General features: G+C 42.5%; 29 protein-coding genes and 2 tRNA genes. 20 read left to right on the top strand and 11 right to left on the bottom strand.

The features are described 5' to 3' along the window. Positions 1-2 precede the first annotated feature (2 nt). Positions 3-494: a hypothetical protein gene (locus tag ACFS5N_RS04805; protein WP_377182781.1), complete on the bottom strand. Its 492-nt coding sequence runs from the start codon at positions 492-494 to the stop codon at positions 3-5. Between the two features lie 127 nt (positions 495-621). Between ACFS5N_RS04805 and ACFS5N_RS04800 the strand changes: the two genes are divergently transcribed. The 6 genes from ACFS5N_RS04800 to ACFS5N_RS04775 all read left to right on the top strand — a co-directional run bounded on the left by ACFS5N_RS04800 (position 622) and on the right by ACFS5N_RS04775 (position 5086). Beyond that, entirely contained in the window at positions 622-1422 is an 801-nt protein-coding gene (locus tag ACFS5N_RS04800; protein WP_377182779.1) for an SDR family oxidoreductase, read from the top strand. 124 nt (positions 1423-1546) lie between these two features. Next, positions 1547-2002 (top strand): 3-hydroxyacyl-ACP dehydratase FabZ family protein, encoded by a 456-nt coding sequence (locus tag ACFS5N_RS04795; RefSeq protein ID WP_377182777.1) that lies wholly within the window; start codon positions 1547-1549, stop codon positions 2000-2002. A 10-nt stretch (positions 2003-2012) separates the two neighbouring features. After that, positions 2013-3278: a beta-ketoacyl-[acyl-carrier-protein] synthase family protein gene (locus ACFS5N_RS04790; RefSeq protein WP_377182775.1), complete on the top strand. Its 1266-nt coding sequence runs from the start codon at positions 2013-2015 to the stop codon at positions 3276-3278. Between the two features lie 9 nt (positions 3279-3287). Beyond that, positions 3288-3545: an acyl carrier protein gene (locus ACFS5N_RS04785; protein ID WP_345100120.1), complete on the top strand. Its 258-nt coding sequence runs from the start codon at positions 3288-3290 to the stop codon at positions 3543-3545. Further along, the gene (locus ACFS5N_RS04780) at positions 3542-4144 is read left to right on the top strand and encodes a 4'-phosphopantetheinyl transferase family protein (protein WP_377182773.1); all 603 of its coding nucleotides are present in this window, start codon (positions 3542-3544) and stop codon (positions 4142-4144) included. The genes ACFS5N_RS04785 and ACFS5N_RS04780 overlap by 4 nt, the downstream gene beginning before the upstream one ends. Before the next feature lie 24 nt (positions 4145-4168). Beyond that, the gene (locus ACFS5N_RS04775) at positions 4169-5086 is read left to right on the top strand and encodes a hypothetical protein (RefSeq protein WP_377182771.1); all 918 of its coding nucleotides are present in this window, start codon (positions 4169-4171) and stop codon (positions 5084-5086) included. Between the two features lie 49 nt (positions 5087-5135). Here the strand turns inward: ACFS5N_RS04775 and ACFS5N_RS04770 are convergent, their stop codons facing one another. Further along, positions 5136-5564, bottom strand: a complete 429-nt coding sequence (locus ACFS5N_RS04770) for a hypothetical protein (RefSeq protein WP_377182769.1) — start codon at positions 5562-5564, stop codon at positions 5136-5138. A 165-nt stretch (positions 5565-5729) separates the two neighbouring features. Further along, the gene (locus ACFS5N_RS04765) at positions 5730-6314 is read right to left on the bottom strand and encodes a DUF6992 family protein (protein WP_377182767.1); all 585 of its coding nucleotides are present in this window, start codon (positions 6312-6314) and stop codon (positions 5730-5732) included. Between the two features lie 208 nt (positions 6315-6522). Between ACFS5N_RS04765 and ald the strand changes: the two genes are divergently transcribed. The 8 genes from ald (at position 6523) to ACFS5N_RS04725 (ending at position 14776) form a co-directional block, all read left to right on the top strand. Further along, on the top strand, positions 6523-7629 hold the full coding sequence (gene ald, locus ACFS5N_RS04760) for an alanine dehydrogenase (protein WP_377182765.1): 1107 nt from the start codon (positions 6523-6525) through the stop codon (positions 7627-7629). A gap of 311 nt (positions 7630-7940) precedes the next feature. After that, positions 7941-8162 carry a hypothetical protein gene (locus tag ACFS5N_RS04755; protein ID WP_377182763.1) on the top strand — a complete coding sequence of 74 codons (222 nt, stop codon included), beginning with the start codon at positions 7941-7943 and terminating at the stop codon, positions 8160-8162. A gap of 132 nt (positions 8163-8294) precedes the next feature. Then, a complete protein-coding gene (locus ACFS5N_RS04750) occupies positions 8295-9920 on the top strand; it encodes a sodium/sugar symporter (RefSeq protein WP_377182761.1) in 1626 nt (541 codons plus the stop codon). A gap of 20 nt (positions 9921-9940) precedes the next feature. Further along, the gene (locus ACFS5N_RS04745) at positions 9941-10810 is read left to right on the top strand and encodes an inositol oxygenase family protein (RefSeq protein WP_377182759.1); all 870 of its coding nucleotides are present in this window, start codon (positions 9941-9943) and stop codon (positions 10808-10810) included. A gap of 58 nt (positions 10811-10868) precedes the next feature. Next, complete coding sequence (locus ACFS5N_RS04740; protein WP_377182757.1) at positions 10869-12863, top strand: hypothetical protein; 1995 nt, start codon at positions 10869-10871, stop codon at positions 12861-12863. Next, positions 12844-13005: a hypothetical protein gene (locus tag ACFS5N_RS04735; RefSeq protein ID WP_377182756.1), complete on the top strand. Its 162-nt coding sequence runs from the start codon at positions 12844-12846 to the stop codon at positions 13003-13005. Before ACFS5N_RS04740 ends, ACFS5N_RS04735 begins: the two co-directional genes overlap by 20 nt. After that, positions 12995-13741 (top strand): MBL fold metallo-hydrolase, encoded by a 747-nt coding sequence (locus ACFS5N_RS04730; protein ID WP_377182754.1) that lies wholly within the window; start codon positions 12995-12997, stop codon positions 13739-13741. Before ACFS5N_RS04735 ends, ACFS5N_RS04730 begins: the two co-directional genes overlap by 11 nt. 126 nt (positions 13742-13867) lie before the next feature. Further along, positions 13868-14776, top strand: coding sequence for a metallophosphoesterase family protein (locus ACFS5N_RS04725; protein ID WP_377182752.1), 909 nt, complete (start codon positions 13868-13870; stop codon positions 14774-14776). Positions 14777-14996: 220 nt separating this feature from the next. Here ACFS5N_RS04725 and ACFS5N_RS04720 read toward each other — a convergent pair whose 3' ends face one another. The 3 genes from ACFS5N_RS04720 to ACFS5N_RS04710 all read right to left on the bottom strand — a co-directional run bounded on the left by ACFS5N_RS04720 (position 14997) and on the right by ACFS5N_RS04710 (position 17138). Then, a complete protein-coding gene (locus ACFS5N_RS04720; RefSeq protein ID WP_377182750.1) occupies positions 14997-16136 on the bottom strand; it encodes a serine hydrolase domain-containing protein in 1140 nt (379 codons plus the stop codon). 66 nt (positions 16137-16202) lie between these two features. Beyond that, the gene (locus ACFS5N_RS04715; RefSeq protein WP_377182748.1) at positions 16203-16772 is read right to left on the bottom strand and encodes a Crp/Fnr family transcriptional regulator; all 570 of its coding nucleotides are present in this window, start codon (positions 16770-16772) and stop codon (positions 16203-16205) included. 293 nt (positions 16773-17065) lie between these two features. Continuing rightward, positions 17066-17138: transfer RNA gene (locus ACFS5N_RS04710), tRNA-Gly, on the bottom strand. Positions 17139-17213: 75 nt separating this feature from the next. Between ACFS5N_RS04710 and ACFS5N_RS04705 the strand changes: the two genes are divergently transcribed. From ACFS5N_RS04705 to ACFS5N_RS04685, 5 genes are all read left to right on the top strand, one after another. Next, positions 17214-17360 carry a hypothetical protein gene (locus tag ACFS5N_RS04705; RefSeq protein WP_377182746.1) on the top strand — a complete coding sequence of 49 codons (147 nt, stop codon included), beginning with the start codon at positions 17214-17216 and terminating at the stop codon, positions 17358-17360. Positions 17361-17517: 157 nt separating this feature from the next. After that, positions 17518-17718, top strand: coding sequence for a hypothetical protein (locus tag ACFS5N_RS04700; RefSeq protein ID WP_377182744.1), 201 nt, complete (start codon positions 17518-17520; stop codon positions 17716-17718). Between the two features lie 153 nt (positions 17719-17871). Beyond that, positions 17872-18651 (top strand): 3-deoxy-8-phosphooctulonate synthase, encoded by a 780-nt coding sequence (kdsA, locus tag ACFS5N_RS04695; RefSeq protein ID WP_377182742.1) that lies wholly within the window; start codon positions 17872-17874, stop codon positions 18649-18651. Between the two features lie 91 nt (positions 18652-18742). Further along, complete coding sequence (locus tag ACFS5N_RS04690; protein ID WP_377182740.1) at positions 18743-19681, top strand: KpsF/GutQ family sugar-phosphate isomerase; 939 nt, start codon at positions 18743-18745, stop codon at positions 19679-19681. Positions 19682-19791: 110 nt separating this feature from the next. After that, positions 19792-19873, top strand: a tRNA-Leu gene (locus ACFS5N_RS04685). A 150-nt stretch (positions 19874-20023) separates the two neighbouring features. Here the strand turns inward: ACFS5N_RS04685 and ACFS5N_RS04680 are convergent. The 3 genes from ACFS5N_RS04680 to ACFS5N_RS04670 form a co-directional block, all read right to left on the bottom strand. Then, entirely contained in the window at positions 20024-21229 is a 1206-nt protein-coding gene (locus ACFS5N_RS04680; protein WP_377182738.1) for a M23 family metallopeptidase, read from the bottom strand. A gap of 269 nt (positions 21230-21498) precedes the next feature. After that, positions 21499-22680, bottom strand: a complete 1182-nt coding sequence (locus ACFS5N_RS04675; protein WP_377182737.1) for an MBL fold metallo-hydrolase — start codon at positions 22678-22680, stop codon at positions 21499-21501. Positions 22681-22726: 46 nt separating this feature from the next. Then, positions 22727-24106: a sialate O-acetylesterase gene (locus ACFS5N_RS04670; protein ID WP_377182735.1), complete on the bottom strand. Its 1380-nt coding sequence runs from the start codon at positions 24104-24106 to the stop codon at positions 22727-22729. 288 nt (positions 24107-24394) lie between these two features. Between ACFS5N_RS04670 and ACFS5N_RS04665 the strand changes: the two genes are divergently transcribed. After that, entirely contained in the window at positions 24395-24631 is a 237-nt protein-coding gene (locus ACFS5N_RS04665; RefSeq protein ID WP_377182733.1) for a 4a-hydroxytetrahydrobiopterin dehydratase, read from the top strand. A 6-nt stretch (positions 24632-24637) separates the two neighbouring features. Here ACFS5N_RS04665 and ACFS5N_RS04660 read toward each other — a convergent pair whose 3' ends face one another. Both ACFS5N_RS04660 and ACFS5N_RS04655 read right to left on the bottom strand, forming a co-directional pair. After that, the gene (locus ACFS5N_RS04660) at positions 24638-25858 is read right to left on the bottom strand and encodes an arabinose isomerase (RefSeq protein ID WP_377182731.1); all 1221 of its coding nucleotides are present in this window, start codon (positions 25856-25858) and stop codon (positions 24638-24640) included. After that, positions 25794-26081: a hypothetical protein gene (locus ACFS5N_RS04655; RefSeq protein WP_377182729.1), complete on the bottom strand. Its 288-nt coding sequence runs from the start codon at positions 26079-26081 to the stop codon at positions 25794-25796. The genes ACFS5N_RS04660 and ACFS5N_RS04655 overlap by 65 nt, the downstream gene beginning before the upstream one ends. Positions 26082-26085: the final 4 nt, after the last annotated feature.

Here is a 26085-nt window from a genome sequence, read left to right as displayed (position 1 = left end):
GCTTATTTAAGATCGGCTGCTAAAAGCACTTTTGATTTCTTTGTATAATCCATAATAGCATGCTGTACGGCAGGTGACTGATCTTTATAGCCCTTGATGACAGCTTTTTTATCCGCTTCGATATCTTTATTATACTTAACTATTTTGGGCGCATGCTCTTGTATGGCAAGACGAAGGAAATGAAATTCAACATTGCCGGCATCAGCAGCGATGGCCGGGTCAAATTTAATACGGCCGGCTTTGAATGACTTAAGGCGCTGGGCAGGTAGTTTCTGTAAATCGGCTTTGCGCATCAGTAAGGCGCCTATATAACCATCTTTTTCAGGCAATGATAAGTTAGTTACTATTTCTATCTCTTTTTCAACTTCATCTAATTTACCACGATCCATTACCTCGTAAAAGGCAGCTTTATCCAGTTTTTGCTGTATGCTTTTACTCAAAACAACAGCGGCAGGTAACAAAAGAAGCAAGCTAAATAATATTCTTGTTTTCATGTTTGTCATCAGAGTGTCAGTGCCACAAATATAGCTAATAATACCAGTTTGCCTAATTAAGTGTGCGTACGTATCGATAAAATTCGAAGAATTATTTACTTTTAGGCAATAATATCTACAATCATAAGTGCATCCTAATAATAAACAATTTTCAGGCCACTGGGCAATCGTTCTGGGCGGATCAAGCGGATTTGGATTGGCAACCGTTGAGAAACTGAGTAGCCACGGAATGAACACAGCGGTACTTTACCGCGAAACTGCAGCTGCTGAAAGGGCCTTGAAACAAAAATTTACTGAGCTTGAATCACAACATGAGGTAACTATTTCGGCCCATAATATCAATGCCCTCGACGATGCTGCCCGCAAAGCGTTTATTGAGCAATTTGCACAGAGCAAAAAAGGCCAGGTAAAGGTATTGCTGCATTCTATAGCTCGCGGCAACTTAAAACCGCTTGTCGGCGATGCGGGCAAGGAGTCCTTAACCCAGCAGGATATTCAGTTAACCACTTACGCTATGGCCACCAGTATGTTGGATTGGGCCCGGGAACTGCTGTCTGCCGGCTTATTTCATACCGACGGCCGTATAATAGGCTTAACCAGTGAAGGATCAGATAAATATTGGGAGGGCTATGCTGCGGTATCTGTCGCAAAGGCTTCTTTAGAAAGTCTGACCACTTATATGGCTGTCGAATTTGCCAAATATGGCTTAAAAACCAACCTCGTATTGGCCGGGATTACCGCTACGCCCTCGCTGATGCGCATACCCGACAGCGAGCGTTTAATAGCGCACGCCATCGCCAGAAATCCTTCAGGAAGAATTACAAAACCAGAAGACGTTGCAAACGTTATATACCTGCTTTGTACAGATGAGGCCGCCTGGATAAACGGCACCATAGTACGGGTTGATGGGGGAGAGAATTGTAGATAATACCCCACCCAACCCTCCCCGAGGGAGAGCTTGAATATGAAGGATTTGCAAATTGAAAATCAAAAATTAACAATAAGTGTTTCAATAGTCTCTCCGCCGATTGGCGGAAGATTTAGAGGGGTCTATGAACGACATATTAAACTATTTACCTTACAAATCGTCTTTCTTATTCGTCGACAACATAACTGCGTTAGACGAGAACGGTGTAACCGGCGATCATACATTAAAGCCTGAGGCTTTTTTTTATGAAGATCATTTTCCGGGTAACCCGGTTACGCCGGGCGTGATTATTACAGAGATTATGGCGCAGATTGGTTTGGTAGTGTTAGGGATATTTTTAATGTTGGATGGTTTGCCGCATGAAGGCGCAGTTATGAATGCAGATTCATTTCCGTTGTTAACATCCACTAATGTTGATTTTTTTAAAATGGTACTACCGGGCGAAAAAGTGACCGTAACTTCAAAAAAGCAATATTTTCGTTTCGGTAAGTTAAAGTGTTCAGTTGAAATGCAAAATGCAGCCGGCGATTTGGTAGCAAAAGGCATATTTTCAGGTATTATAAAAAATGCCGTCAGATAATTAATTAATAATGGGTAACCGCGTTGTAATTACAGGCCTGGGTGTTGTAGCCCCAAACGGATTAAATATTCCTGACTTTCTACATGCTATTCAAAACGGTATATCGGGCATACGGTTCGTGCCTGAGTATGAGGATCTGAAATTTAATTGCCAGGTAGCGGGTATCCCTGATTTTGAATGGGAAGTATTACACAATTACATTACCGAAACCAGCTTGTATGGCTTAAAAGGCAAAGGGATAGCCTATGGTATTAAAGCTGCTTTAGATGCCTGGGCTGATGCCGGTAATACGATAGTAACCGACGAAACCCTTTGGGAAACGGGCTGCGTATTTGGCAGCAGCGTGGCTGATACTGATGTAATCAAAAACGCCATTAACAAAGTTGACGCACGCGAATCAAAAAAATTAGGCTCGCGTGTGGTTGAGCAAATTATGAACAGCGGCGTTACGGCTTATATATCCGGTCGTCTGGGTTTAGGAAATAAGATTATTAATAACTCTGCCGCCTGCGCCACAGGTACCCAATCTATTTTAATGGGGTATGAGTATATCAAATATGGTATGGCTAAGCGTATGGTGGTGGGGAGTTGTGAATATGTGGACAGGTATGTTTTTGGTGGATTTGATTCCATGCGTGTGCTGTCGCGCAAGTTTAATGACCAGCCAGAACGTGCCTCGCGCCCAATGAGCGCTACGGCCGGTGGTTTTGTGCCCGGGTCGGGTGCGGGAGCGTTAGTATTAGAAGATCTTGATTTCGCTCTCGCCCGCGGGGCAAATATATATGGCGAATTAAAAGGCGGTGCAACTAATTCGGGCGGACAGAAAAATGGAGGCAGCATGACTGCACCCGGGCCTGAAGGTGTGGTGCGTTGTATTAAAGAGGCTATAGCCGATGCCAATATTGACCCCAATGAGGTTGACTTGGTAAGCGGACACCTTACCGCTACTATAGCCGATAAATTGGAAATACAGAATTGGGTGAAGGCGTTGGGCCGTGAGGGAGATAAGTTCCCGATGGTAAATTCATTAAAATCGATGGTTGGGCATTCGCTTAGCGCTGCCGGTTCAATTGAAATGGTTGCCGCAGTTTTGCAATTAAAGCATAACTTTGTGCACCCTAATTTAAATTTAGAAGATCCAATACCGGAAATTTTAGATATAATTGGGGAAAGTAATTTGCCTACAACAAGAGTAGACAAGGAGATCAGAACAATAGCTAAGGCTAATTTTGGTTTTGGCGATGTGAACGCTTGTTTAGTGATCTCTAAATATTAAAAACGACTGATGGATAGAAAAGAAATTTTAGTTGAATTAAAAAAAGTACTGACCCCTTATACAGAAAACAAGGAAATGCTTGAGGGGATCAATGAGCAAACCGACCTGATAAAAGATTTGAAGATCAACTCAGCTAACCTGGTTGATATCATTATAGATGCCGAAGCACAATACAATATCGAAATAGATTTTGACGCAGCCGAAAAGATGTACAATGTTGGTAATTGTATTGATGTAATTTCGGAAAAGATTAATAAGCCTGCGTGATCAGCGCGGGCAATGATATTGTAGCATTGCAGGCTGTCGACGTACAGCGCACCAGGTTGCCCGCTTTCTATTCGAAATTTATTACCCCAGCAGAACTTGCATTGCATAACCCAAATGAGATCGCCCTGGTGAACTTTGTCTGGCTGTTGTGGAGTGCAAAAGAGTCTGCTTATAAATATCAGAAACGTTTAGATACTGAATTGACATTTACGCCTGCTAAAATAGCGGTGCAGCAATTAAGCGTACTTGGTGAGCTGAAAAGTGACATTGACGCGCATAATCAGTACAAAGGCGAATTGCAGCTACATCATACTACTTTGCCATTTCTCGCTGTAGTAACAGATCAGTTTATAGCTACGGTTATTGACCAGGGCGACGTTAATTGGGCAGTTAAGCAGATCGAAGCGTCTGATTATGAAACCCAGTCAAAAGCCGTCAGGAACTTTTTATTGGATAACTTGAAAATGCCGGGCGTTTCAATCGAAAAACACGCGGCTGGGTATCCTATACTAATTAAAGAAGGGCAGGAGCTTGATATTGCGGTGTCGTTCGCACATCATGATCGTTACATATCTTACGCCTATCAAATTTCTAAATAAAAATTAAATCTGCATTTTTACGACATGCTATCTGTTTCCATACGCCGCTATCTGTTATTGGCCTTAATTGCTGTCGGACTGTTTGCCTGCAAGTTTCAAGATCCCATCCAAAATAAAATATCATTCAACTCGGTAAAGGGAACCGTGTTTATTGAGGTGCGTCGCAGCTTTGATAATGGGCTTATATTTAATAAAGATGGTTATCAACTGGCACCGATATGGCGCGTGCAGTTTTTATCAGATACCGCCGCCAGAGTTTACAATCCGGACAAGAAGATATTTTTGCCATTTAATGTGACTCTGGATCACGATTCGATATTTAATATTTCAGGTACTTGGCTTAAGGCCATGAAGGTGAGTAAAGACAGTTTGATCTTTCAGGTATTAAAAGTTGAAGGTAAAACGGTTTATTATGTAAAGTCTAACGTTTATATGACGCTGTATTCAGAAAAATATATTACCCAGACCCTGCACAGTAATATTGACGAGCAGCGCAAGCCACTTAAGCGCGACACCGCTTATATACTTAAACGCAAAGCAATTACTTCAAAGCCTGACAGCTTCTTTGCAGCGCGTAAGCCGGTGCAGTTTATCAGCATAAATAGATTAGCCAGTGTAGAAAAGAAAGGAGTGGAGGCTGACGTAATGAACAAATGGGATAACTCTGACGAATATATGTTCCCGGAATATAATATACGGATAAGCAAGGCTTATGAGGATTTTAATTACTCGTTCTGGGCCACGGTAGATACAACCGGAACAGTACATTATCAAAAATCAATGATCTATGTGGAGCCGGAGTTTAGAAAGGTTACTGATCATGCTATCAATGGGATTTGTGCCGGCTATTTGAAAGCTTATTTCAAAGTAATACCCGGTACATCGCTGGGCATAGCGCACAATAGCGCTATCGTAATCAATATTACAGGTTCCAAAAAATAAAAGGCGGAAAAGCCACCGCCTTCCCGCCTTAAAAAACATATCGCTTAACTTATTTTTTTGCGGTAGCCGGTTTTGCCGGTAATTTAGCAGCAGCCGGAGCAGTTTTAGCGGCTGGTTTTGCTGCTGATTTTACAGGAGTGGCTTTAGCAGCCGGTTTTGTAGCGGCAGCGGGTTGAGCTTTAATTGGTGCGGTTTCTACAGCCTTGGTTTCTGTTTTGCTTGTAACGGCCGGAGTTTTAGCTACACTTACCGGAGCAGTCTTTTTTATAGGCGCGTTGGCCGGTTTATCGTTAGTGATCTCTGATAATTTCTTAGCTAAGGTTTTGGCGGCTTTTTCTATCGATTTTTCAGCTTTTTTCAGGCCGGGGCCCAGTTCGCCGATAATGGCTTTTATTTGGGCAGCTATTTTATCGCTTAATTGTTTTTTCGCGGCTTTCTTTGCCTTTTTAGCTTCTGAACTGGTTTTGGATTTTTTCATATATATAGTGTGAGTATCTAAAATAACATTGTTATAACGCTGCAAAGTTAGGTTAATGCAATGTGTAATTAATATTATATTTATGTTAACAAATTGAAGCGGGATTGGTTAGTACTTAACATTAAATTATTTAAAGATATTGAATTTCAGCTATTTAATGAGCTGCTAAAAGTTAATAATCGTTCCTATTTTATGCCCATCAAAAGTCATTGGGTTCTTGATCAGAAAGCGCCGAAGTTTATTGCCGGCCTTACGCTCTGAGGTGTACATGGTAGCATCAAACAATAACAAAAAGGCGCCTTGCATAATCACCGCCGATCCATATCCTTTTGATTGATTTGAACTATTGGTGATTCCTCTATGCCTTAAATAAATACCTGCGCCGATGTATCCCAGATCTAATGCGCCGTTAACCAGGAAAATATTTTCGATTTTGCGTTGCTCTTCCAGGCTTTCTTGAGCTGTGTAGGTGCGGTTTTTATCACGAATAGTGCTGTTGTAACCTAAAAAAGCGACGCCTAGATTAGCCACATTCCAAAGCGTATTCATTTGATAAAAATATTTGGTTTGACCCTTAGTTGTGGCCCAACCAATTCCGCCAACCACTATATTTGCGGCTGCCCAAGAGCCTAAAACTTGCATTCCGCCATTTTTTATTTGGTTGCGTTTAAAGTTTAACATTTGCAGGCTATCCTGAGCCATACAATGCGAACTGACTATAATTAAGAGGAATAGGAGCGCTTTTTTCATTTTTGTACTAAACTTATCAGGGCCATGTTTTGTTTTGTCATCAGATTTTCAACAAAAAAATAATTACTGACAAAATAATATTTGGTCAATAATTTGTTTATTTTTGATTGTCTGAAATTAACTTCTCAGAGAAATAATAGCTACGCCATATCGCTAAGTTTAAATATAGCGGTGTTGGTATTTATTTATCTTATAATTAACTGAAAAAATGACAATTGGCGTTCCAAAGGAAATTAAAAACAACGAAAACCGTGTTGCCCTGACTCCAGCGGGTGTAGAGGCTTTGATAGCTGCAGGCCACAAGGTATCTGTACAAAAAACAGCAGGCGAAGGGTCGGGCTTTACCGATGCCAGCTATGCAAAGGCAGGTGCAAACCTGGTTGAAACCGCTGCCGAAGCCTGGAGCGCCGAAATGGTAATGAAGGTTAAAGAACCGATTGAAAGTGAGTTTCAATATTTCCGCGAGGACCTGGTGTTGTTTACCTACCTGCACCTGGCTGCCGAACCAAAATTAACCGACGCTTTACTTAAAAGTAAAATCACTGCGATTGCTTATGAAACTATTCAGTTGCCAAACGGGCAGTTGCCGCTGTTAACACCAATGAGTGAGGTTGCAGGTCGTATGTCAGTACAGGTAGGTGCTTGTTTCTTGGAGAAGCCTAACGGTGGTAAAGGCGTGTTGTTGAGCGGTGTTCCGGGTGTGCGCCGGGCTAAGGTTACTATTGTAGGCGGTGGTGTTGCCGGTACCAATGCAGCTAAAATTGCGGTTGGTTTAGGTGCTGACGTTACCATAATTGATAACAACTTAAACAGACTGCGTGAACTGGATGATATTTTTGGTTACCAGATCACAACTTTAGCGTCAAATGCAACTACAATAGCAGACGCGGTTAAAAATTCTGACCTCGTAATCGGCGCGGTATTAATACCGGGCGCAAAATCGCCAAAATTAGTTACTGAAGCCATGGTTGCCGAAATGGAACCGGGATCAGTTATTGTAGATATAGCTATTGATCAGGGCGGTATGTTTGAAACTGCCGACCACGCTACCACACACGATAACCCGGTTTATGTAAAACACGGTGTATTGCATTATTCGGTAGGTAATATGCCGGGGGCAGTAGCCCACACATCGACTTATGCGCTTACCAACGCAACTTTGGGGTATGCTTTACAAATTGCCAACAAAGGTTATGCTAAGGCATTTGCTGAAAGCCCAGCGTTGTTGAAAGGCTTGAATATATACAAAGGTACGGTAGCTTACAAAGCAGTTGCCGATGCTTACAAATACGATTACGTAGAAGCAAAATTTTAATAACAGATTCAACGATATCAAAAAGCCGCGTCTTCTACGAGAACGCGGCTTTTTTTGTGTCTGATTTTTTGAACAACATTATTAAAAGCACCTGATTTTATTGTAATTATTCTCAGCCATTTGATAATTGGAAATGGTTTTTGATGGAATTTTGGGGAAACGTATTGTGACTTATTTTGGACATTACCCGTTTTGTGGCATTTATAAATGAATTTTGCGGATAAATACTCATTTTAAACGCTATAACTACGGTCTAATCACGCTTCGGCATTCTTTTTGGGTTAACGTTATATTGACTTAAAAAAAATGTTATGTTAATTATTATATCACAGGTGGTTTTATTGTTAGCAGCCCTGGCATTGCCACTAAAAAATAAGCGGGTAAAAGTTAAAAACATCAGAGCAATCAAGCCCATCCGCAGTTACAGGATAGACACAGATACCTCTAATGCCAATTACGCAATTAATGAATTCGGCACGCTCGAACGAATTAACAGAGTTAATTGGGACGAAAAGCCTGAATTTGAAAATTAGGCGGTTTAACCCTTACTACTCGTCTTTCATTGTCTGGTCGATATGATTAATTAGGGCGTGGTAATTTGTTAATCACGATATTTTTGCGGTAATTCGATATAACCAAATTATTACCCTAATATAATCGTATAAATGAACCACCTTTCTACCAGCGACTACATCGTTTTTCTAATTTATTTTATCGTTGTTTCAGGCTATGGTTATTGGGTTTATCGCAGCAAAAAAAACAAGAACGTCGATACCAAAGACTATTTCCTGGCACAAGGCTCATTAACCTGGTGGGCCATCGGTGCATCCATCATCGCCTCAAATATTTCTTCTGAACATTTTATAGCCATGTCGGGCTCGGGCTTTGCCATGGGTCTGGCTATTTCCAGTTATGAATGGATGGCTGCTGCGACGTTGATTATCGTAGCGGTTTTCTTCTTACCCATTTACATCAAAAATAAAATATATACTATGCCGCAATTCCTATCAACGCGGTATAATGACACGGTAAGTGGCGTGATGGCCGTTTTTTGGCTATTGATCTACATTTTCGTAAATCTTACTTCCATATTTTTCCTCGGTGCCCTGGCTATTGAAACCATTACCGGCATTTCTTTTAATTATTGCGTTATTGCCTTAGCTATTTTTTCGGTAATTATTACGCTGGGCGGAATGAAGGTAATAGGCTTTACCGATGTAATACAGGTGTTTGTATTGATTATGGGTGGATTAATTACCTGTTACAAAGCGCTCGATCTGGTATCGGTAAAATTAGGTGCCAAAACCGTATTAGGCGCTTTACCCATATTAAGAGAACAGGCCGGCGACCACTTTCACATGATTTTTCACAAAGGCGACAAATACTTCGACGATTTGCCGGGTGTTGCTGTACTGGCAGGCGGTTTATGGATTAACAACCTTAACTATTGGGGTTGTAATCAATATATTGTGCAACGCGCTTTAGGCGCCGATTTAAAAACCGGCCGCGCGGGTTTGATATTTGCGGCCTTTCTCAAATTATTAATTCCGGTTATTGTTGTTATTCCGGGCATTGCAGCTTATGTAATGTACCAGCATGGTTATTTCCATACCGAGATGATGGATAACGGCATGTTAAAACCAGACCACGCTTATCCAACCTTAATGAATTTGTTGCCTTCGGGATTGAAAGGTTTGGCTTTTGCTGCATTAACTGCTGCCATTGTAGCATCGTTAGCCGGTAAAAGCAACAGTATAGCTACCATATTTACGTTAGATGTCTTTAAGAAATATATCGATAAAAATGCAACTGAAAAAAAGCTGGTGAATGTTGGTCGTATAACTGTAATAGTAGCGTCCATAATCGCTATGACCATAGCGCCAGCATTGCGTACCTTCGACCAGGTGTACCAGTTTATACAGGAGTATGTGGGCTTTATTTCTCCGGGTATCTTTACTATATTTTTATTAGGCTTTTTCTGGAAACGTACCACATCAAGAGCTGCGCTGGTTACAGCCATTGCTACCATTCCGCTTTCGGTGATATTTAAATATTTGCCAGAGCTGACGCACGGAGCCATTGCACCAATTCCATTTTTGCACCGCATGACCTGGGTTTTTGCTATTGTAATGGTGCTAACAATTGTCGTAACTTTATTAGATCCTAAAAGTAAATATAATAAGCAAGCGCTTGTAGTTGATAAAAGCATGTTTCGGGTTACGCCGGGCTTTGTAGTAGCTTCGGTTGCTATATGTGGTATATTGACAGCGCTTTACACGGTATTTTGGTAATCCTTTAAAACAAAACAGATATGGAAAATCTAAATGAAAAAGACCATTCGCCATTGTCAAGTTTAGACGTGTGGGAAGATGATGTTTTGCAACGATATCCTGAAGAAGGCCCTGCGAAAAAGAAGGAAGAGTTTAGAAATTACGACTCTCCCGAACGTGACAGCGTGCGCGAATTTTATCGCCTGAATCATAAATACCAGACTTATGAAAACGTGCTGGCCAAAAAAGAGAATTTCCTGAAGTTTGATAAAAAGGAAATGCCCTGGTGGCAGGCCATGGAATATTTGAATACGCTGGTTGATGATTCAGACCCAGATATTGCTTTAGATCAGCTGCAGCACCTGCTGCAAACTGCCGAAGCTATCCGAGCCGACGGCCACCCGGATTGGTTTGTGTTGACCGGTTTTATCCATGACCTGGGTAAAGTGCTTTGCCTTTTTGGCGAGCCGCAATGGAACGTGGTTGGCGACACCTTTCCGGTAGGTTGCGCTTTTTCTGACAAGATTGTTTATCCCGAGTTTTTTGCTGCAAACCCGGATGTAAACGACGGGCGGTTTAATACCAAATATGGCGTTTACACCCATCAATGCGGGTTGGATAATGTAAATATGTCCTGGGGACATGATGAGTACCTGTATCAGATCACTAAGGACTATTTGCCTGAGCCGGCTTTGTATATGATCCGTTATCACTCGTTCTACTCACAGCATCGCGAGCATGCATATGATCATTTATTGAGCGCGCACGACCAGGAGATGTTTAAATGGGTGGATAAGTTTAACCCTTACGATCTGTACTCAAAAAGCCCTAAACCACCTGTAGTAGCCGAGTTAAAACCCTACTACGAAGATTTGATTGCTAAATATTTGCCGGCGACGGTGAAATTATAATACTGAAACAGAAAGCCTTTCAGCAATGAAGGGCTTTCTGCGTTTAATTGCTGCCTTTATGAACTTGAGAATCTGCCTGACGCTGTTATTGACTTTATTTATTCTTTCTGCGGATGCCCAGGAAAAACCACGCGATCTGTACGCAGATACCTGGGTGGCTACTGATGCATTGGGCCGGAATATGCAAACGATTGATCTGGTTGGCCCGGTAAAAAAAGATCATAAAAGGGTAGTGGGGATATTTTACATTACCTGGCACAGCGACAATCTCAATAAGTCGATAAGCGCGCCTTATGCCGGCGATGTTACTAAAGTACTGGCAGCCGACTCAAATGCGCGATTGGACGCTAAAAACAAGCTATGGAAAGAGCCGTCATATCACTGGGGTGAGCCTGAGAATGGCTATTTTTTAAGTAAGGATGAATATGTGATCCGTAAAGACATGTCCATGTTAACGGATGCAGGTATTGACGTTTTGATATTTGACGTAACTAATGCCGTACGCTATTGGGATGAATGGCAAACCATTTTTAAAGTTATGGAAAAAATGAAGGCTGAAGGCAACAAGGTGCCACAGTTTTGTTTCTGGGCGTTTAACGGCCCTGTGATTACCGTGGTGCAGGACTTATATGATAAGATATATAAAGCCAATAAATATCCTGGTCTGTGGTTTTATTGGGATGGCAAGCCGCTGCTGTTGTATAACAGTGACCCGCAAGCTAAAGATGCAACCGGTAATATCCAGAAAAATCCAAATCCGCATTATGACGAGGCTGCTTTGACTGATAAAAATAATCCGCATTATGGAGATAAGGATTATACCTCCAAGCTTTATACAGATTACACGCAAGAAGTAAAGAATTTCTTTACCCGCCGGGGCATGTGGTGGGGCTATTACAAATGGAACGGCAAGCGTTACGTTGGTACCGAAGATCATTGGAGCTTTGGTTTTGACATGGGCAACCGGCAGGTGCAACAGCTGCCTGTAGATAGTTTGGCAGCTACCCACAAAGCTCAACGTGAGGAAATGGCCGTAACGCCTGCACAGCACCCTTCAAGCCTGATTGGTAAATCGTGGTCGCGCGACAATAAGGAGCCAATGCTGGACGGGTATGATTTACCGGTACCGACTTATGTACCCTGGCTCAAAAAGAAAGTGGCACATCCGGAAGGTTATGGTATTTATTTCCAGGAACGCTGGGACGAAGCCCTGAAGGCCGATCCGACATTTATGTATATCAACGACTGGAACGAGTGGACGGCAGGCAAATATCAGCCCGATGGCGGCCAGACAACCGATTTTATGCGGCGTAAAAGCACGTATTTTTTTGTAGACCAATACAATGCCGAGTTTAACCGCAGTATACAGCCTATGAAAGGGGGCTATACCGACAACTATTATATGCAGATGGCCGAAAATATCCGCAAGTATAAAGGCGTACGGCCAATACCTGAGTTAAAAGGATTGAGCCGTATAAAAATCGATGGTAATTTTGGAGATTGGGCCGCTGTTAAAACAGAATACCGGGATACCAAAGGCGATGTATTCCATCGGGATTACAACGGGTATGGAGGCTTGCATTATCGCGATACCTCCGGCCGGAATGATATTGTAACTTGCAAGATAGCAGTGGATGCTGTTAACGTTAATTTTTATGCAGAGACAGATCGGCCTTTAACACCATCAAACGGAAATAACTGGATGCTTTTATTTATCGACGCAGACAGAAACTCAAATACCGGTTGGTATGGCTATGATTATATGATCAACAAGAGAGTGATCGACAACCATACCACTACCTTAATGCATTACGACCCGAAAGCGCCAGGCGACCATTGGGTAACGGTAGCCAAGTTAAATTATCGATATGCCGGTAACAAGCTGGAGGTAGCCGTACCCAGGTCAATATTGAAACTAGGCGGCAAGACATTAACTTTTGATTATCACTGGTGCGACAATCCGGCAAACCTCATTGATCCAATTTCACTAAGTACCAGTGGTGACAGCGCACCAAACCGCCGGTTTAACTATCGTGTTATCTGGAAAAACTGATGCTGAATTGATGCCGGAAGCCGATTATTTAGGGCAAGACAACCCAGGTGCCTTAACCAGCGTAATGCCAATACTTGCAATTGTAAGTAAATTAATACCTTTATTAGCTAAAACATCTAACAAAAAAAACAATGAAATTTAAATTAATCTTTACCCTATTGGTATCGGCCGTAGCTTCTATAGCGAATGCTCAGCGCCCGGTGCCCGATCATGAAAAAACAAAAGGAGGTGAGCTGACTATTCAGCCGATTAACCACGCTACTATGGTGCTGACCTATCAGCATAAAAATATTTATGTCGATCCGGTAGGCGGGGCCGAAGCATTTAAAGGCGAACCAGCTCCGGATATGATCCTGATTACCGACATCCACGGCGATCACCTGGATCCTAAAACTATTGACGCTGTAAATACAAAACATGCCATCCTTGTTGTGCCACAAGCGGTTGCTGATAAATTGCCCAACGCAGATAAATCCAAGCTGGTTGTACTGAAAAATGGCGAGAGCACCACTAAATTCGATATCGGAATAACTGCTATCCCAATGTATAACCTGCCCGAATCGCCAACGGCTTTTCATACTAAGGGCAGAGGCAACGGTTATGTGCTGACCTTCGGAGGTAAAAAAGTTTATATCTCGGGCGATACTGCTGATATTCCTGAAATGCGGGCTTTAACAGGCATCGATATAGCTTTTGTATGTATGAACCTGCCGTATACGATGGATGTTAAAACTGCAGCCAGCGGCGTATTGGCATTTAAACCTAAAGTGGTTTATCCATACCATTATCGCGGGCAGGATACGGGCGAATTTAAGAAACTGGTTAATGCCGGCGACAAAAATATCGATGTGCGCCTGAGAGACTGGTACGCTAAATAACAGTTGCCAAACTTTAAAACAAAAAGACCCGTTTACAAGACGGGTCTTTTTGTTTTAAATAATGATAGCATAATACCTGCTTAATAGTTTATTTTGTTCTTTGAAACCAATTATTAGTTTGAGTTTATGGAAAGAAGATCAGCCCTGAAGAATCTGGGGGGCCTGTTGCTGGTACCCTCAATAGGGTTTGGTGAGACTGCCGGCAGGAAAAAACGTGCCTTACGCGTTGCGCATATTACTGACGTGCATTTGAAAGACAAGTTTGACGCTCCGGCCAAATTTGCCAAATGCCTGCATCATTTACAACAGCAAGACCCCAAGCCTGATCTGATTTTGAATGGTGGCGACTTTGTGTTCGACATGAATAAAGAAAACATGGACACCATTAACGCCCAATGGAACCTGGTAACCAATCTTTACAAACAAGAGTGCGGTATATTAACCCATTCATGCCTGGGCAATCATGATATATGGTGGAACGAAAACGATAAAGGGCAGGCCGTTTATGGCAAACAATACGCGCTTGATCGTTTGCAACTTAGTAAACCTTATCATAGCTTTAGTAAGGCGGGGTGGAAGTTCATTGTTTTAGACAGTGTTCACCTGGATATTGACGGCACCTGGTATATCGGTAAACTGGGCGATGAGCAGTTTGCCTGGTTAGAGAACGAATTAAAGTCTACCGACCCTAAGACACCAGTCCTTATCTTGTCGCATATCCCGATACTTACAGCTACCAATCTGGTTGACGATGGCGTGGTAAACCGCTGGACGATGTATGGCGGCGATATGCACACCGATGCTGCACAGCTGATACGCTTATTTTACAAGCACCCAAATGTAAAGCTATGCCTGAGCGGCCATATCCATCTGCGCGAGCGGCTGCTGTATAACAACGTAACCTACATTTGCAACGGCGCGGTTAGCGGCGCCTGGTGGGAGGGTAATAAGCACGAAACCGCACCCGGCTACGGTTTGATTGACCTGTACGAGGATGGTACTTTCGAGGAGCAATATGTGAATTACCTGGTATAAGTGTTTCACTAATAATGAAACACTTTGAAACACCATTTTTAAGTAACTGATTAATTGCCAGTGGTTTATTAAAAATCAGTGAAACACTTTGAAACAGTACCAATACTTTAGGTTAAACCAATTAAATAACTTAATACCAGGTAATTATTGGTTTTTATGAAAATATAAACTTTTAGAGTGAAACACTTTGTTGTGAAACACTTTAATCACTTTTACTTATTTATTTTTCCTGGCCACTTAATAAAGTAACGGCTCTGGCAACAAGTTGATGAGTTTTAAAGACTGCACTATAATCTAATTGTTCTTTCCATGAAGAAAATTTTGCAACGACTATTTCATTAACAGGATCTACAAACAGATTTTGTCCATAAATGCCCATAGCGAGTATTAACTTTGGCTTGGAGTTTATTACATACCACCCCGAGCGATAGGCCATGTCTGAACTGATAGCGGCGAATGCTTTTCCCCACTCTCCATCACGCCAGGCGCGGGTATCACCATTTTTATAAATGTCGTCCACAACAGCGTGCGGTAAAATAGAGGAAGACAAACGGCCATCGCCTAATAGGGATTGTCCGAGTAAGGCGAAATCTCTTAGTGTCGCACAAAAACCACCTGTGCATCTTGGCGAACCTTTGCTATCCACGGTAAGATAAGCGTCATGCCGGGCGCCGATTGGCTTCCAAATCATCTCACTAAGTAAAACGTTTATCGGTGTTTCGGTTGCTCTCTCAATAGCCCACCCCAACAGGTCAGTATTAGCAGATATGTATTTAAAAGTGTCATTCCCATTGTCTTTAACTTCTTTCAGTTTTCCATAAAACTCGTGAAGGCTTATTCGCTCATTGACATCCCTCGCCTGATCCCAGTTTGAGGCTTCGGCATAAAGTTTTTGTTGATCTTCATCAAGTGTAAAGCCAATTCGCATATCAAGTAAATACCGGAGTGTGACATTACCGTACGCGGTTTCTTTTAATTCGGGGATATAGGTTTCGACCGTTTTATCAAGATTTATCATTTCGCGTTGCGCTAAAATTCCGGCAAGGAGCCCCATTACAGCCTTCGTTGCCGACATTAGAATATGACGCGTATCTTTATTATTTCCTTTAAAATATTGCTCATGAACTATATGTCCATGATGCAACACTAAAATACTATCGGTCTCTGTCTCGCTTATAAAATGATTAAATTGTGGGTCGTCAATAAATTTTTCACCCTGGTCAAATGCAGAGTGTCCTTTAGCATTGCTATTAACAATGACGGTGGGTAGTATTTTATCGACATGCTGAAATGCCCACGTATTATTAGGCCATTGCTGCCAATTAGAAATATCTATATTGTTTTTGGAATTTGCTGACATGGTAACTTTATTTTCAAGCAAAAGAAAATAAAGATTGAACTTTACTTTTTGTCAATTGTCAAAAAATTATGAAATCTTTTTCCGTATCCGGCTTAATGAAGCCTGATTGATACCAATGTACGAAGCGAGTGTAGATAACGGAACGCGATTTGCCAAGCCAGGATAAATTTTTAAAAATTCTTTATACCTGGTTTCCGCATCCTGTATTAACATGTTATTAAGGACATGCATTTTATTCGATAGCGCTTTACTTGAAATCTTTAACAGAAAATCATGCCAGCCAAGTATTTCATTGCTAAGCTTTAAAATTGTGCGCTCATCAAATACAAGCAACTCACAATCTGTCACTGCGATAAAATTTACTTTGGAAGGTTCATGATTAAAAAAACTTTTGAAATTAACGGCAAAGTGATATTCTGGAATAAAGGCTCTTGTAATATCTTCCCCGCTTTCCAGATAAAGTGCCACACGAATGATTCCCGACGATAAGAAAACTAATTCTCTTGAATAACTGCCTTCATTAAGCAGGTGATCGTTAGCCGCTAATTTGCGGTATTTAATACTTTTTCTTATCAATTCCATCTCCTGAGGTTTGAATGAAGCGTATTCCCGAAAAATTTCTAATAATTCTTTCATTTGTTCTCTGGGAGAGAATGAGTTTAGTCTGTAGTTCAACCCCAACAAAAGTAGTACTTATCGATAGAATTTTTTTTGTTAAAATTATGCTTTAAAGTACACACAAAACATTATTGCTCAGTAGTTTTTCAAGATCGGTATTCACATCTTAATCAAAATCAACGAGAATAGTTGGGAAGTTTTATAGCATAAACCAAAGGTTTGAAGCCGCCTCATAATTGACTTATAACGCGGCTTCTTTGGCATTGGGCGATATTAAAAAGAAAACCCTTCCGGTTTAAGGAGGGGTTTTGAGCGAAAGACGAGATTCGAACTCGCGACCCCGACCTTGGCAAGGTCGTGCTCTACCAACTGAGCTACTTTCGCGTTGGGGTTGCAAATATAGGTAGAAATACATTTTTTGCAAGGAAAAAATGTATTTCGTCTGATTGTCAATAAATAATGAATATAGCATGCCTGCTGCAAATACCTTATTCGCAAAATTTCGCTGGGCTGCAGCTATCAGGCAAGAACATGGCCGACCAGCATACCATACAGTACATCCAAAGAGTTTATTTAAAGGCGCACAACCAGGTTTATACCATTTGATGCGTCGCTACACTATAAAAATATTAAAGCCGGCTGCTATTTAGCTAAGTTTTTTACCGGTAAAGGCATTTTTAAACTGCGTTATGCTTTTTTAAAAAATAACTTTGGCATGACTTGTGCTATTGTCAATCAAACTTAACAACACAAACCGTCAACTATGAAAAAGGTAATTAGCATGTTAACACTGGCTTGTTTTGTCAGCTTAACAACTTTAGCACAAACCACAGAAAAAGTAAAAGTTAAACACACTTCGACCCTTGGTCAGAAAGTACACAACACTTTTAGCAAACACAAGCACTACAGCGGCTACAAAGTGAAAAAGAAAGTAGAGAAACCGGAAACAGTGGTAAAACCATAATTACGGGTTTTAACATACTTAATAAGAGCGGGGGGCGTGAGTCTCCCGCTTTTTTTGTTTTTGATAAACGGGCTATACCGTCGGGGCGTGTTAGTTTGCGTCCGAAGTTTCAGCATATTCGTGCTTAAACATAAAATTTATCATCTTTGCTGCATGACACTATTTGAAAACATACAGCAGAAGCCATTTTTTATATTGGGCCCCTGCGTGATGGAAAACCAGGAACTTTTGTATCAGGTTGCCGAGAAGGTTGCCGAGATAGGGCAGAAGTATCCTGTACAGGTTATCTTTAAATCATCTTTTGATAAAGCTAACCGAACCTCCATTCATTCTTATCGCGGGCCGGGTATTGAAAAAGGCATGGAGATGCTGCAAAATGTTAAAGAGAAATTCAATCTTTCGGTTACTACGGATATTCACGAACCTTTTCAGGCTGCCATTGCGGCTCAGGTGGTTGACATTTTACAGATTCCGGCATTCCTTTGCCGTCAGACAGACCTGTTGGTAGCCGCTGCCGAAACCGGGAAAATTGTCAATGTTAAAAAAGCGCAGTTTCTTTCAGGTCAGGATATGTTTTACCCGGCTCAAAAAGTAGTTGAAGCGGGCAATAACCAGGTGATATTAACCGAGCGCGGTAATATGTATGGCTACAACAACCTGGCTGTTGATTTCAGGAATATATACGATATGAAAAAGTTTAGCTACCCGGTTTGTATGGACTGTACACACTCTGTGCAACGCCCGGGTGGTGCCGGCGGTAAAACAGGCGGCGACCGTACGTTTGTGCCTATGATGGCGCTGGCTGCCAAAGCTTTTGGCGCCGACGGGTATTTTATGGAAACGCACCCGGACCCGGACAATGCGCTCAGCGACGGCCCAAATATGGTAAAACTGCACCAGCTTGAAGAAGTAATTAAACCTTTGATAGGATAGAGGATTAGGTTTTACGTTGAACGTTTTACGTTTTACGTATTGAACATATTTAAGAACTAACCAAACGTAATACGTACAACGTCCAACATAAATGAAGGATATTGCTAAAAGAGTTTTTGAGGTCGAGATCGAATCGCTGCAACACGTGGCCGGGCTTATTGATGATAAGTTTACCGCCGTGGTTGAGGCTATTTTGGCCAATACCGGTAAGGTGATTGTTATTGGGGTGGGTAAATCCGGATTGATTGGTAAAAAGATAGCGGCTACGTTGTCAAGCACAGGTACGCCGTCTTTATTTTTGCACCCGGGCGATGCCTTTCACGGCGACCTGGGTATAATAAGCAGTGATGATACTATTATCCTCATCTCATACTCTGGCGAAACGGACGAGGTATTGAAAATTATTCCGTTTTTAAAATGGAACAAAAACCTGGTTATCAGCTTAACCGGCAATATCAATTCAACCGTAGCAAAAAACAGCAGCCATCATTTAAATATAAATATCACCCGCGAGGCCTGCCCGCTTGCATTGGCGCCAACGTCGTCAACCACAGCTGCCCTGGTTATGGGCGATGCCCTGGCGATAGCGTTGATGGAGTCGCGCAATTTTCAGGAAGAAGATTTTGCACGTTTTCATCCCGGCGGCAGCTTGGGCAGGAAATTATTGAGCCGGGTTAAAGATTTGATGCGTACCGATAACTTGCCTTTTATACCGCATAGCGCTCCATTTACAGATGTTTTGCTCCGGATGTCGGAAGGTAAACTGGGTATGGTAATGGTTGGCGACAGCAGCCATATTGAGGGCGTTATTACCGATGGCGATTTGCGACGTGCTTTGCTTAAAAACCAGGATATTGCTAAATTAACAGTAAGCGAAATGATGACCCCAAACCCGGTTATTGTTAAAGAAGACGACTTTATAAGCCAGGTAGAATCATTAATGATGGAAAAGAAAATTACCAATGTTTTGGTGGGTAACGGGCGCAAAATTGTGGGTGTGTACCAGATATACAGCCAGCAGTTAAGTTAACTAAACAAATATAATTACCGCATAAACAGGTGGTTAAGAAAAACTTTTAATAACAATTTTATATTCTGTTAAATTGAGCTATCTTTGCAGCTCTAAAAAATCCTAACGATGCGGAAGTGGCGTAATTGGTAGCCGCACCAGACTTAGGATCTGGCGCTTCACGGCGTGGGGGTTCGAGTCCCTTCTTCCGCACAAAGCCGTCTTTACATATATGTAAAGACGGCTTTTTTTTGCGTCACTGCCTTTACTATAAAGGATAAGTTGATCTGGCTCAACCTATAGGAGAAATGCTGAACGCGTATCGAAGAGAACTATAATAATCGAGCGCGTTGTTACTACGTATTAAAAACGCACAACATCACCAAAAAGTGGCAGCACATTATTTTGTTTTACTGTTTTCGTCTTGAGCTTTGAAGTTGGGTCAAGCATGGCTGCTTCATTGGTTTTTCCAAGCAGGTCGATCGTTGAAAATACAAAAGGCATTCCTTCAGAAAGCTCGAACGTTGGTTTATCGGAGACATGAAAATGTAAGTGCGGCGCCCCAGCATTTCCCGAATCGCCTAAGCGGGCTATAATATCTCCAAGTTTTACACGCTGGCCAATATGCACTTTAATACTTCCATGCTGAAGGTGTGCATAATGTACAAAAACGCCCGGCGAAATTTCAAGTACAATAAAGTTCCCATAAAGCCCAGGTGCTGTGATCTCTTTAGGCTCTGGCAGCGGAGCTAATGGCTCATGGTCTGCTATGCCGTCGCGCATATCACGTACAACTGCATCATGTACCGCAAGCACTTCAGTGCCAAATCCCGTCCATTTTTTGTTAGGTAACTTATTAAGTTTGCCCGGCGCGGCTTCTACAGCATGTCCGGCATCATTTAGCCCGAAAAAATCGATAGCGTAGCGCTGCGGAATAGTCACTATGCCGTTCTGCGCAAGTAAGCTGCCCCAATGATGTGATTTAGGGTTGCCGGGCCCTTCGTCTATAAACCAGCTATGTCCGCGAAGCGGTGGCCCAAGCACCGATAACTTTTTTTGATCAATCATGGTAACCGCTCCGGTAAGCTTGTATTGTGTCTTTTTCTTGTCGGTTAAAGTGATTTTGTGATAAAGCCTTTGTGGCGGTACGGCTCCCGATGGAAGGGTTAGCCATACAAAAAGAACCTTCCGCTGTCCCGGCGGTATTATCAAATCTTCCCCTTTACCGGGCATTTCTTCAGAATTGAGCAGTTTCAATAGATATACATCAGAAAACCTGATAATGGGTAAGGATTTATCCCCAAATACGGAAAGACTTTTCACCGTCAACGGGCCGGTTGAATGATAGAAGTTGGTAATATGGAGCTCGTAAGCTAAATGAAGCCTATTATCACTGCCCTTAATAACGGCTGGAAGATGAGGGATCAATACTTCGATCGGGGCATTGTTCACCTGTGCCCTAGCGGTGAAGACTGGTATAAGAAGCAGCAGGAATGTTGCTAATGGTAAATAAAAGCCCATCAAAAGACTGTTTTTATGGGTGGGGTAAATTACAGCCTTTCTTGTCATCAGTTATATCTAAAAATATTACCAAATATAACAGAAAAGCTGGTAGATCAGGATGAAGTGGAACGACGAAACAAAGAAAGGCTTTGAATTTATTCACAAAGCAGATAATTGTAGATGTGAAACCGAAACCAGCAATGATTATAGGGCTTTAATTCCAAAAAATGGTTAAAGGATTTATAAAAAACGATCCGTTCTGATTAGTCATTGAAACTTATAGATATGTAACCTGAGAAATAATAATTAATCGATTCATATGCTAACAGATATCCTCAATCAAAATCCCACCAAACCTTAGTCTTCGGTGGCTCACCGACGGTGTAAGGCTCGCCAATGCGCGGCACGTTTAGCGGCATATGAAGCTTTTCAGCAGCGGGCACCAGTTTTTCTATAGGTTCATTCCAGGGGTGATTAGCCTCTTCAAATTTCCCCCAATGCACGGGTTGCAGCATACGTGCATTCAGGTCGACGGCGGCTTGTGCGGCCTGCCCCAGCCACAGGTGCGTCCAGGGCCAGTTCGGGCTGTACTGGCCACATTCCAACAGCGCTAAATCAAACGGGCCGTACTTTTGCCCTATTTGTTTAAAAAGCGGTCCGTAACCGCTGTCTCCGCTATAAAACAGCCGGTAATTACCTGCTTGTATCACAAAAGATGCCCAGAGCGTCTTATTTTCAGTTTTATAGCTGCGGTTGCTTTTATGCTGTGCCGGTGTAGCGGTAACTTTTAATCCGCCCGGTAAGGCAGCTGATTCATTCCAATTTAGTTGGATGATTTTTTTAGGGTCGAAACCCCAGTATATTAAATCAGCAGCTATACCCATGGGTACCACAGCCATTTTGATTTTGCTTTTTAATTTTTTGAGTGTGCGGTAATCCAGGTGATCGTAATGGTCGTGAGAAATGATGAGTAAATCAATTGTCGGCATATCTTCCGCGTGGTAATGTTTGGTTCCGGCAAAAGCCGTCATTACGCCAGGTACTGGCCCTGCATGGTCGCTAAAAATAGGGTCGATAAGTATATTGCCCTGCCCGGTTTTGATCAGCAATGACGAATGCCCGAACCATACCACAGTAGGGGCCTTGGCGCGCAGTGTTTTTAAATCTGTTTTAACCCAGGGTAATGCCCGGCTGGGCCTTATGGTTTCAGGCTTGCTGCGTAAAAACAACCATTTACTTTTAACGGTCGAATCGGCGCGTTCGGCCAAATTCTCAAAAGCGCCATTTTTATAATTAGGCAAAGTGTCTAAACGCGAAAGCTCGTCGCCATATGGATCTTGCCCCATTGATCTGACCACGCCGCAGCTAACTATTGCCGTAAGCATAAACGCCGCTATGGTAATCCCCACATATCTGTATCCCATACAAGGCAAATAACGGCCAAAACCGCCCATTATTTTATTTATTACCGACTTAGCCGCCGATACTATAACACGGCTCAATTTAAAATTAATCACTTTTGAAGAACCTGAAGCAGTGCTCTTTGTTTAGGTTTTGTCAAAACTACCAGTTGTCGGTACGAAATGGTTCGGCCGGTAAGCCGGCAGCATTCTGCAGATTGGTAATAGGGGCGTTAGTAAAAGCGTACCTCACAGCAACTACCGGTCCCGGTAAGTTATCGGGCACTGACAGGACGACGGTATTGCCCGTTATTACTGCCGGTGCGTTACGAAACACAGCATCGGCGCCAGCCACAAAAAAAAGCTGATTAAGCGCAGCGTTATTGATGGTATTTAACCCCTCGGCAGTGCCGTTAACATAGTTGATAATGAGCTTTAAGCCGTTTTGCGTATATGAAAGATACCTGGGGCCATTACAGGTAACGTCCAGATTATAGGTATTCTTTAATGCAAGCAAAGCTAATCGTTCGCCTACAGGTTTTTTATTACGGGGGTGATGGTTGGAGGCTTCGCCGACGTCCATAGTAACGGCCATACCTGTAGCAGGTATTTTAAGCAGCCCGGCCTGCGCTTCCCTAAACTTAGCCAGATAGTCGTCAGCGAGATTGCCGCCGACGGGATTGGTGTCAAAATAGTCCTCAGCAAAAGGGGTAAGCTGCACAAAGTAGAATGGAAGGAGGCCCTGATCAAAAGCATTGCGCCAGTATTGAATTAAACGATTAGTTACATCGGTGTAGTTGGTTACCGGCAGCATGTGCTGGTCGGTTTCGCCCTGGTACCATATAAAACCTTTGATGCTCAGTTTAGCCATCGGGTTAATCATGCCACCATAGCATCTGCCGCCCCCCCACCAGTCGTAACACGAAGTATTCTCGAAAGCTGAAACAATGATTCCAACAGGTACGTTGAGCGTTGTGTGTAACTTACGGGCAAAAAAATAACCGACCGCGCTAACATTGCCTACTGTAGCCGGCGAACATACCTGCCACGAATTGGTATTACTAAAGTAATCATACATCGGTGAATTAAGATCGGCCTGTATGGTTTGAAACCGGATATTTGGATAATTTGCCGCGGCAACCTCCTGCTCGTAGTTGATTACGCCCCAATATGGCGAAACGGGTGCTACCTCCATTTCCATGTTTGACTGACCCGAGCAAAGCCATACATCGCCTATTAAAATATTTGTAAGGGTAACTATGTGCGTTTCGTCAATACTGCAACTAATGGTTTGTGCGTTGGTGTTGGCACCTGCCGCCGGGATGCTAACCCGCCAGTTGCCATTAGTATCGGCTACTGCGCTGTAGGTGCCGTTGTCCCAGCTAACTTTAACTTTTACGGTAGTGTTGGTTGTTGCCTTTCCCCATATGGGCAAAGGTTTATCGCGTTGTACAACCATGTTGTTTTGAAACTCATTGCTTATGCCAAACTCCTCGGATGTGATTTTTTGATTAAAGCTTTGCTTGGGCGGCGTATTAGACATAAGGCTGCCATCCTTTTTGCAAGCGCAAAAGGAGAGTAGTAAGCAGCATAAAATTAGCGGCCACTTTGGTCTCATAAATAAGTTAATAAGAAGTCTTAGGCGACTTTAAGTCAATTGGTTATAATAAATATACAAATATTTTTAAATATCAAATATTTATTATTGAGAGGAATATGCGGTACTTTACACGTTGTGTGAAAATAAGCTATAACTTGCCAACAATCGTGGTGTTTTTAGGTTGTATAAAAAGCGGCGGGCGCGTTTAAGAATTATATAATTGGTAATTTTATGTGGATTGAAGAAAATAATAAGCTGCACCGGGTCTTCACCTTCAAGGATTTCAAGGAGGCTTTTGCCTTTATGACCATTGTTGCAGAATTAGCCGACAGGCAAAACCATCATCCAACGTGGACAAACACCTACAATAAAGTTGAAATATGGCTCAATACGCATGATGCGGGGGATATAGTCACCGCCAAAGACCATGAGCTTGCCAAATCAATTGATGCTGTGTTGAAAAGCTAAGCAAGGTTAGCAAACTTGCACACTTTCTAAACCCAGCAGGTTGCCAAATTTGATGATTTTGGAAGCAATATGACCTCTGCCTATGGCACAATGATGCGCAGGGCCGTGCGAGTTCCAACTTTCAACAAACTTACGGGCGCCGATTAAAAACTTATAGCGGCTATTAGTATTGCCGATCTCCAGTATAGGGCCTGGCACAGATTCTCCCTCGGCTATGAGCAGCATGATCTTTCCGTCTGGAGTTTCAACTACTGATAACAGCGTTACCGGCCCGTGTTTTACCGACATTTCAACTGATAGGCCTTTGCCAACCTTACCGTGATATACCTGTAACGGTTTTACTTTAATTTTGCCTTCGGCGATGGCCGGATGACAAGGCCCGTCATGCCCCATGAGCACCACGTCGTCGTTAAAATCCATGGCATAATATTCCGTGAATGAGCCTCCGGCGCCAAAGCTATCCATGATCTTCATGGCTTGCACGTTTTTTATTTCGTACTCCCCCGCTACAGGTATGTGGTTACCGGTCAGGAGCGAGGTGCCCAGTATTACTGAACTCATGGTATCCTCATTAACCCAATTGCCGCTGCCCTTGTGGTAATATGCTAATGAACCCAGATTATATTTATCGACAAGTTTATCCAAAGCTACTGCTGTGCGTGCCGCACGTCTTACTTCATCTGCCGGGCAGTCTGGTTGTATATTGAACCAGTTGTTTATAATTTCAGTTTTCTGGTCAATTTCCGCTTCGCTGATGCTGTCGCGCAGTCCTGACAATTCATCCACCTCAATAACCTCAATGTGTCCGCCAAATGTTGCACATTGCAGTGTAAGATTTGAGTAAATATCCAGCATGCCTCCATAATAGCTACCCATTATGCCCATTGTATTATGGTACATCGCGTTAGCAACCCTAGCCGCTGCTATCCATTCTTCAACTTCCTGCCAAACATGCTGATCGTTATTCAGCATACCGGTTACCTGGTAAAAGGGAATGCCGGATCGCTTAAACACATTAGCGATTTCGGGCACCGGGCACGCTGAACAATAAGCCAGCCACTCACCGGTCATTTGTGTTCGATTATTAAGGTTATTAAACGTGTTATAGTCGATAGACGCTTCAGGAGCCAGATTTAATATCACTACAGGTACTTTGGCTTTTTTAACAACCGGCAACACAGTAGATGATAACGCATAAGTGGTTATATACAAAAATATCAGCTCCACATCCTTCGCGCTTAAAAACACGTCCGGCTTCAAAGGCTTTTTGCGGATTGTCAATCAAGCCCAGGTTAATTATCTCCACATCATAACCTGATAGTTTGCTGCTCACCACATCAATATATCCCCGCAAGCGTTGCTCGAGGCCTTTAAATTGATCCCAGTAAGTATCCAGCCCGATCCCAAATAACCCTATCCTGACTGTGTTTTTATTTTTTGAAGATATCATAGTA

This window comes from Mucilaginibacter ximonensis (assembly GCF_042686265.1).
Taxonomy (GTDB): Bacteria; Bacteroidota; Bacteroidia; order Sphingobacteriales; family Sphingobacteriaceae; genus Mucilaginibacter; species Mucilaginibacter ximonensis.
This window is presented reverse-complemented; position numbering and strand designations above follow the sequence as displayed.